Genomic DNA, 570 nt, shown 5'->3' with positions numbered 1-570 from the left:
GTAAGAACGGTGAAATCTACCCAATTCCTGGTTCGAACATGCCATTAGCAACACTGGGTACGTTTATTCTTTGGTTCGGCTGGTTTGGCTTCAATGGCGGTTCTCAATTGATGGTTTCAGACTTTGAAAACGCAACGGCGGTTGGTCAAATCTTCCTCAACACGAACGCGGCTGCGGCTGCGGGTTCGATTGCTGCATTGTTTGTGTGTAAAACCACTTGGGGTAAAGCAGATTTAACCATGATCCTTAACGGTGCGCTGGCTGGTTTGGTCGCTATCACGGCAGACCCACTATCACCATCACCTTTGTATGCTGTAGCAATCGGTGCGGTATCGGGTGCGCTAGTGGTATTTAGCATCATCGGTCTCGATAAACTGAAGATTGACGATCCTGTAGGTGCAATTTCAGTTCATGGTGTTTGTGGTTTCTTCGGTCTAATGGTTGTTCCTCTAAGCAACGGTGAAGCGACGTTTGGTGCGCAGCTTCTTGGTGCCGCAGTGATCTTTGCTTGGGTATTTGGTGCAAGCCTAGTGGTTTGGGCGATTCTTAAAGCTACGGTTGGTATTCGAG

Annotated in this window: 1 pseudogene; it reads left to right on the top strand. The window is 48.4% G+C overall.

The annotated features are described in order from the left end of the window. Nucleotides 1-570 (top strand): annotated as a pseudogene (locus R7190_RS29455) (ammonium transporter); the annotation flags it as partial.

The organism is Vibrio sp. 1078-1 (assembly GCF_033340475.1).
The sequence above is the reverse complement of the archived record's forward strand: the minus strand, read 5'-3'. Positions and strand labels throughout refer to the sequence as shown.